At 65.5% G+C, this 6090-nt stretch carries 8 protein-coding genes; 2 read left to right on the top strand and 6 right to left on the bottom strand.

The window, feature by feature from the left end; genetic code table 11:
• Positions 1-9 precede the first annotated feature (9 nt).
• A complete protein-coding gene (locus ABWP50_RS05575; RefSeq protein ID WP_353217001.1) occupies positions 10-531 on the bottom strand; it encodes a DUF6456 domain-containing protein in 522 nt (173 codons plus the stop codon).
• Positions 532-630: 99 nt separating this feature from the next.
• Between ABWP50_RS05575 and ABWP50_RS05570 the strand changes: the two genes are divergently transcribed.
• On the top strand, positions 631-1194 hold the full coding sequence (locus ABWP50_RS05570) for a helix-turn-helix domain-containing protein (protein ID WP_353217000.1): 564 nt from the start codon (positions 631-633) through the stop codon (positions 1192-1194).
• The gene (locus tag ABWP50_RS05565; protein WP_353216999.1) at positions 1191-1322 is read left to right on the top strand and encodes a hypothetical protein; all 132 of its coding nucleotides are present in this window, start codon (positions 1191-1193) and stop codon (positions 1320-1322) included. Before ABWP50_RS05570 ends, ABWP50_RS05565 begins: the two co-directional genes overlap by 4 nt.
• Positions 1323-1345: 23 nt before the next feature.
• Here ABWP50_RS05565 and ABWP50_RS05560 read toward each other — a convergent pair whose 3' ends face one another.
• From ABWP50_RS05560 to ABWP50_RS05540, 5 genes are all read right to left on the bottom strand, one after another.
• Positions 1346-2665: a bifunctional folylpolyglutamate synthase/dihydrofolate synthase gene (locus ABWP50_RS05560; RefSeq protein ID WP_353217022.1), complete on the bottom strand. Its 1320-nt coding sequence runs from the start codon at positions 2663-2665 to the stop codon at positions 1346-1348.
• 50 nt (positions 2666-2715) lie between these two features.
• Complete coding sequence (accD, locus tag ABWP50_RS05555; RefSeq protein WP_353216998.1) at positions 2716-3570, bottom strand: acetyl-CoA carboxylase, carboxyltransferase subunit beta; 855 nt, start codon at positions 3568-3570, stop codon at positions 2716-2718.
• Positions 3570-4409 carry a tryptophan synthase subunit alpha gene (gene trpA, locus ABWP50_RS05550; RefSeq protein ID WP_353216997.1) on the bottom strand — a complete coding sequence of 280 codons (840 nt, stop codon included), beginning with the start codon at positions 4407-4409 and terminating at the stop codon, positions 3570-3572. Before trpA ends, accD begins: the two co-directional genes overlap by 1 nt.
• Positions 4409-5710: a tryptophan synthase subunit beta gene (trpB, locus tag ABWP50_RS05545; RefSeq protein ID WP_353216996.1), complete on the bottom strand. Its 1302-nt coding sequence runs from the start codon at positions 5708-5710 to the stop codon at positions 4409-4411. The genes trpA and trpB overlap by 1 nt, the downstream gene beginning before the upstream one ends.
• Positions 5707-6090, bottom strand: a 384-nt coding sequence (locus ABWP50_RS05540) for a phosphoribosylanthranilate isomerase (protein ID WP_502950986.1), incomplete at its 5' end; no start/stop codon positions are given. The genes ABWP50_RS05540 and trpB, both read right to left, overlap by 4 nt.

Raw genomic sequence — 6090 nt, 5'->3', positions numbered from 1 at the left:
CATGATCAATCACTCCATCCTGTCGATCCCGTAATGGCCCACCAGCCGGTCCAACGCCAGTGTCAGCACCAATTTGCCGGCACGCACCGGCCAGCCCAGCGCTCGTTCGGCGGTTTCCAGCCCCTCCCCCATGCACACCACCCGCCACAGCACATCCGAAAGGCCCGGCCCGCACGCCGCCACCGCCGCGTCAAAGCGCTGGCGCGCCGCAATTTGCCCGCCAGACGGATCGGGCGCGCCGGCGCTGCTGCGAGTCGCCGGCACTGGATCCCAGCGCATCGTGACGCGCGGGCCGATTTGCGCGCGGTGAAAATCACCCCTCAGCCTCTCGGACGCCAGCAATTGCGCCGCACTGATGTGGCCGCGCCGCGCCAGCCAGGCCAATGGCTGTTCGGCCAGGTTCACCGTCACCCGCGCCCGGTCGATCACGTCGGGCGCCGGCAGGATGCGCGTGCCAATCAGGCGATTTTCCAATGGCGGCAGAACATCCGGATCATCGGCAGCAATGGGGCGTGCGGAGCGTTTGGCCATTCTATATTCCTTCTGGTACCAGCGAACCAGAAACCTGTTGCATATCATCCCTGATGTAGGACAGAGATAACCATATCGGTTCTTCCATCGGAGGTTTTCATGCTCACCCGAATTCGCGACATCCGCAAAAGCCGTGGGCTGACCTTGTCCGATGTTGCAACCGCCTGCTCACCGCCCACCACCCCGCAAACCATCGGGCGGCTGGAAACCGGCATGCGCACCGTGTCCATCGATTGGCTGGAGCGGATTGCCGCCGCGATGGGCGTGGCTGTGTCCACACTGGTGACAATGCCTGACCGCGCCGACGTGCCGGTGGCCGCCGTGATCGGCGCGCTGGGTGTCGATGCGCCGGAACGGCCGCGCACGCTGGTGCCGCCGCAGCCGCAGGGCGATCTGATCGGCCTCGTGGTGGAAACCGCGCAGGGTGATTACCGCTCCGGTGATGAGCTGTGGGCGCGGCGGCTGTCGCCCGGCCAATTTACGGGCGCGATCAACCGCGATATCATTTGTCCGCGCCCCGCCGGCCGCTTTGCCTTTGGCCGCCTGATTGCCGTGGATGGCAATCGCATCCAATTGCTGCCCACCACGGCGGGCGCCCGGCAGGTGGTGCTGGTGGACGTGCCGTGGCTGGCGATGGTTACGCTGCTGGTGCGGCGAACATGAGATTTATTGCGAACCGGGAGGATCAGACCATGCAGGACGATCAAACGCCCTTGGCCTTCAAAGTGCTTTTCGCCTTCTTCACGCTGGGCTTGTTCACCACGATTGCGGCTTACGCCTTCACCCACTGAGGCCTCAACTGCCCCCCCGGTCGCTAAACCGGCGGCTGCCCATTCAGCGCCAGCGCCTTGCCGGCCAGATGCAGCGATCCGGTGATCAGCACCAGCGGCGGTGTCCCCTTGCTGCGCGCGATCGCCTTCAGGGCCTGCCGCAGATCAGGCGCGGTCACCGCGGCAATGCCCAGCGCCGCTGCGCTTGCCGCCAGCACGGCCGGATCATGGCCGGCATGGCCCGGCACCGGCACGGCATGCAGCGCGCTGGCCAGGCCCACAAATGGCTTCAAAAAGCCTTCGGCATCCTTGGCAGCCAACATGCCGGCCACCACAATCAATGGCTGCCCCTCGGCCAGCAGCGGCCGCACCGCATCGGCCAGTGCCCGCCCGGCGGCGGGATTGTGGCCGCCGTCCACCCACAGGCTCGATCCGGCCGGCAGCAGATCCGGCAGCGGGCCGGCATCCAGCCGTTGCAGCCGCGCCGGCCATTCCGCCCAACCCATGCCAGCCTTGAAGCCGGCATCCTTGATCGGCAACACGCCTTGCGCGCGCAGCATCGCGACTGCCAGCGCGGCGTTGTCGTGCTGATGCGCCCCGGCCAGACGCGGCAGCGGCAGCGCCAGCCGCCCGGCCTCGTCACGGTAATGCAATTGGCCTTCATACAGGGCGGCATCCCAATCCTGGCCGCGAATCAGCAGGCGGGCACCGGCCAGGCCGGCCACTTCGGCGATGCGCGCCGTCACCGCCGCCGAATGCCGGCCGGTCACCAGCGGCACGCCGCGCCGGGCAATGCCGGCCTTTTCGCGGGCGATATCCAGGATTGTCGGCCCCAGCCATAGCTGATGATCCAGCGCCAATTGGCTGATGCCCGATACCAGCGCGGTGGGGATCAGATTGGTGGCATCCATGCGCCCGCCCATGCCCACTTCGATGATGCAGGCATCGGCCGGCACCGTGGCAAAGGCCAGAAACGCTGCGGCCGTGGTCAATTCAAAAAAGGTGATCGGCGCGCCGGCATTGCGGCCGATGACATCCTTGAGCAGCAGGATCAGCGCATCATCGTCCACCAAGTGCCCGGCCAGCCGGATGCGCTCATTGAACCGCACCAGATGCGGGCTGGTGTACACATGCACGCGGTAGCCCTGCGCTTCCAGGCAGGCACGCAGGAAGGCGCAGGTCGATCCCTTGCCGTTGGTGCCCGCCACATGAAACACCGGCGGCAAACGGTGATGCGGATTGCCCAGCCGATCAAGCAGTTGCTCCAGCCGATCAAGCGTCAGCTCGATTTCGGTGGGATGCAGATCATAGGCCTTGCGCAACAGCGCATCGAGCACCGGATTGTCCGACCGTGCCGGCGGCATGCGGGCGCCCGTGGGCCAATTGCCCGAAGACGAAGCGCCGCCGCCCGCGGTCATGCAGCGCGCCGCCGCGCCATCAACAGGCCGATCAACTGGGCGAGCGTGGCCTTCAGATCGCGGCGGTGCACGACCATATCCAGCATGCCGTGTTCCAGCAGATATTCGGCGCGCTGAAAGCCTTCGGGCAGTTTTTCGCGGATGGTCTGTTCGATGACGCGCTGGCCGGCAAAACCGATCAATGCACCTGGTTCGGCGATGTGAATATCACCCAGCATAGCATAGCTGGCGGTCACGCCGCCGGTGGTCGGATCGGTGAGCACGACGATATAAGGCAGACCGGCATCCTTGAGCATCTGGATGCCCACAGTGGTGCGCGGCATCTGCATCAGGCTCAATATGCCTTCCTGCATGCGCGCGCCGCCGGCCGCAGTGAACATCACGAACGGGCAGCGCGCGGCCAGCGCGGCATCCACGCCGGACAGGAAGGTTTCGCCCACCGCCATGCCCATCGATCCGCCCATGAAGGCAAAATCCTGCACACCCACCACGGCGCGCTGGCCGCCGATCAGGCCTTCGGCCACCAGCATCGCATCCTGTTCGCCGGTTTGCGCGCGCGCAGCCTTCAGCCGGTCGCCATAACGCTTTTGATCCTTGAATTTCAGCGGGTCCTCGGCCACGCGCGGCGCGCTGAGCACCCGGTAATCGCCATCGAACAGCTGGGCAAAGCGGGTGCGCCCGCCAATGCGATCATGATGTTCACAGCGCGGGCAGACATGATCATTGTCGGCCCATTCCTTGCTGTGCACCATGGTTCCGCAATTCTTGCACTTGGTCCACAGATTTTCCGGCGTGTCGCGCTTGGCCAGGAAGCCAGTCAATTGCTGGCGGGTGCGGGTGATCCAGCTCATTATGCCATCTCCTCGGCAGATTGCGCGTGCCGGGCGGTCCGCACAGCATGCGCCAGGGCGGTGACCTGTATCGCAACGCGGGCGGGAATATCGTTGGCGCGCTCGGCGGCTGCATCGCCAATGGCATCCACGATGGCGCTGCCCACCACAACCGCATCGGCGCAGCGCGCCACGGCTGCGGCTTGTTCAGGGGTGCGCACGCCAAAGCCGACTGCAATCGGCAGTGATGTGGCCGCTTTCAGCCGGGCCACAGCAGCCGCGACATCGCCGGCCTGCGCACTGCCCGCGCCAGTAACGCCGGCCACGGAGACATAATAAAGAAAGCCCGATGCGCCTTCCAGCACCGCCGGCAGCCGCGCTGCATCGGTGGTTGGCGTGGCAAGCCGCACCAGGTGCAGGCCGTGTGCCTGCAGCGCCGGGGCCAGTTCACCGGCTTCTTCAGGCGGCAGATCGACGACGATGCAGCCATCAATACCGGCAGCCTTGGCTTCGGCGGCAAAGCGTTCCGGGCCAAAGCTGAGGATCGGATTGAAATAGCCCATCAGCACCACCGGCGTGGCATCGTCGGCGGTGCGAAAATCCCGCACCAGCGCGATCAGATTGCGCAAGGTGGTGCCGGAACCCAGGCTGCGCAAATTGCCGCGCTGAATCGCCGGGCCATCGGCCATCGGATCGGTGAACGGCATGCCGATTTCGATCACATCCGCGCCAGCCGGCGGCAGCGCCGCCAAAATCTGCGCGGAAATCGCCAGATCGGGATCGCCAGCGGTCACAAACGTCACCAGCGCCGCGCGGCCCTCGGCTGAGCAGTGAGCAAATCGCGTGGAGAGCCGGTCCATCACAGCAATTTCACGCCCAAGGCTTCGGCCACCGTGAAAATATCCTTGTCGCCGCGCCCGCACAAATTGGCGATGATGATCTGATCACGCGCCATCCCCGGCGCAATCCGCACCAGCGCGGCCAGGGCATGCGCCGGTTCCAGCGCCGGAATAATGCCTTCCACCGTGCTCAGCAGCTGAAACGCCGCCAGCGCCTCGGTATCGGTGGCCGATTGATACTCCACGCGGCCAATGGCGTGCAGCCAGGCATGTTCGGGGCCGATACCGGGATAATCCAGCCCGGCCGAAATGCTGTGCGCTTCGGTGATCTGGCCGTCTTCGTCCTGCAGCAGCATTGTCTTGTTGCCGTGCAGCACGCCGGCGCGGCCGCCAGCCAGCGACGCGGCATGTTCGGCGGTGTTCAGGCCATGCCCGGCAGCTTCCACGCCGATCATGCGGACATCGGCGTCATCCAGGAACGGATGGAAGAGCCCGATGGCATTCGATCCGCCGCCGATCGCCGCCATCAGCAAATCCGGCAAGCGGCCTTCGCGGTCCAGGATTTGCGCGCGCGCCTCAATGCCGATCACGCTCTGGAAATCGCGCACAAGCTCTGGATACGGGTGCGGGCCAGCCGCGGTGCCGATAATGTAGAATGTGTCGTGCACATTGGTCACCCAATCGCGCAGGGCTTCGTTCATTGCATCTTTCAGGGTGCGGCTGCCCGATTCCACGGCGCGCACTTCGGCGCCGAGCAATTTCATGCGGAACACATTGGGCGCCTGCCGTTCGATATCGCGCGCACCCATGAAGATGGTGCACGGCAGGCCAAAGCGCGCCGCCACGGTGGCAGTGGCGACGCCGTGCTGACCAGCGCCGGTTTCGGCGATAATCCGCGTCTTGCCCATGCGCCGCGCCAGCAGGATCTGGCCGATGCAATTGTTTATCTTGTGCGCGCCGGTGTGGTTCAGCTCATCACGCTTCAGATAGATTTTCGGGCCGCCATCGGCGTGGCCCTGCGCCGCCGCCAGGGAGCGCACATGATCGGTCAGACGCTCCGCATAATAAAGCGGGCTTGGCCGGCCAACATAATGGGTGAGCAGATCGTCAAATTCGGCGCGAAACGCCGGATCGGCCTTGGCCGCCGTATAGGCTTTTTCCAGATCGAGGATCAGCGGCATCAGCGTTTCGGCGACATAGCGCCCGCCAAATTCGCCAAAATGGCCCCTGTCGTCGGGGCCGGAGCGAAGCGACTGACCCGGCGACGAGTCAACAACAGCGCCGTCCGGGCCAGCGCGCAGCGATTTTGCTTGCGCGTTCATGCCGCCCTCACTTGATTGGCAAAGGCCATGATCTTGCTCACTGATTTCACCCCAGGACCGTCTTCCACACCCGATGCCACGTCCACCAGCGCCGGTGCCACCGTTTGAATGGCATCGGCCACATTATCAATGCGCAGGCCGCCCGCCAAGCCAAAGGCCCGCGCCGGCCGGCCATCAACCAGCAGCCGCCAATCAAACGCCAGGCCATTGCCGCCCGGCAGAGGCGCGTCCGTAGGCGCTTTGGCATCCAGGAGCAACAGGTCCGCCGGGCCAGCCGTGCGCTGCGCCGCTGCAATATCTGCGCGGGTGCGCACCCCGGCCGCCAGCCACACCGGCAGACCATAGCGCGATTTCAGCTCGGCCAGCCGCTGCGCCGACAC

Origin of the sequence: Sandarakinorhabdus sp., from assembly GCF_040398645.1 — a bacterium.
Taxonomy (GTDB): Bacteria; Pseudomonadota; Alphaproteobacteria; order Sphingomonadales; family Sphingomonadaceae; genus Sandarakinorhabdus.
This window is presented reverse-complemented; position numbering and strand designations above follow the sequence as displayed.

What these genes read in the sequence shown, in the direction of transcription:
- ABWP50_RS05560 (WP_353217022.1), bottom strand. Translation starts at nt 2,665, where the DNA reads ATGCCGCCGGCACGGTCGGACAATCCGGTGCTCGATGCGCTGTTGCGC.
- trpA (WP_353216997.1), bottom strand. Translation starts at nt 4,409, where the DNA reads ATGGACCGGCTCTCCACGCGATTTGCTCACTGCTCAGCCGAGGGCCGC.
- ABWP50_RS05570 (WP_353217000.1), top strand. Translation starts at nt 631, where the DNA reads ATGCTCACCCGAATTCGCGACATCCGCAAAAGCCGTGGGCTGACCTTG.
- trpB (WP_353216996.1), bottom strand. Translation starts at nt 5,710, where the DNA reads ATGAACGCGCAAGCAAAATCGCTGCGCGCTGGCCCGGACGGCGCTGTT.
- ABWP50_RS05575 (WP_353217001.1), bottom strand. Translation starts at nt 531, where the DNA reads ATGGCCAAACGCTCCGCACGCCCCATTGCTGCCGATGATCCGGATGTT.
- ABWP50_RS05565 (WP_353216999.1), top strand. Translation starts at nt 1,191, where the DNA reads ATGAGATTTATTGCGAACCGGGAGGATCAGACCATGCAGGACGATCAA.
- accD (WP_353216998.1), bottom strand. Translation starts at nt 3,570, where the DNA reads ATGAGCTGGATCACCCGCACCCGCCAGCAATTGACTGGCTTCCTGGCC.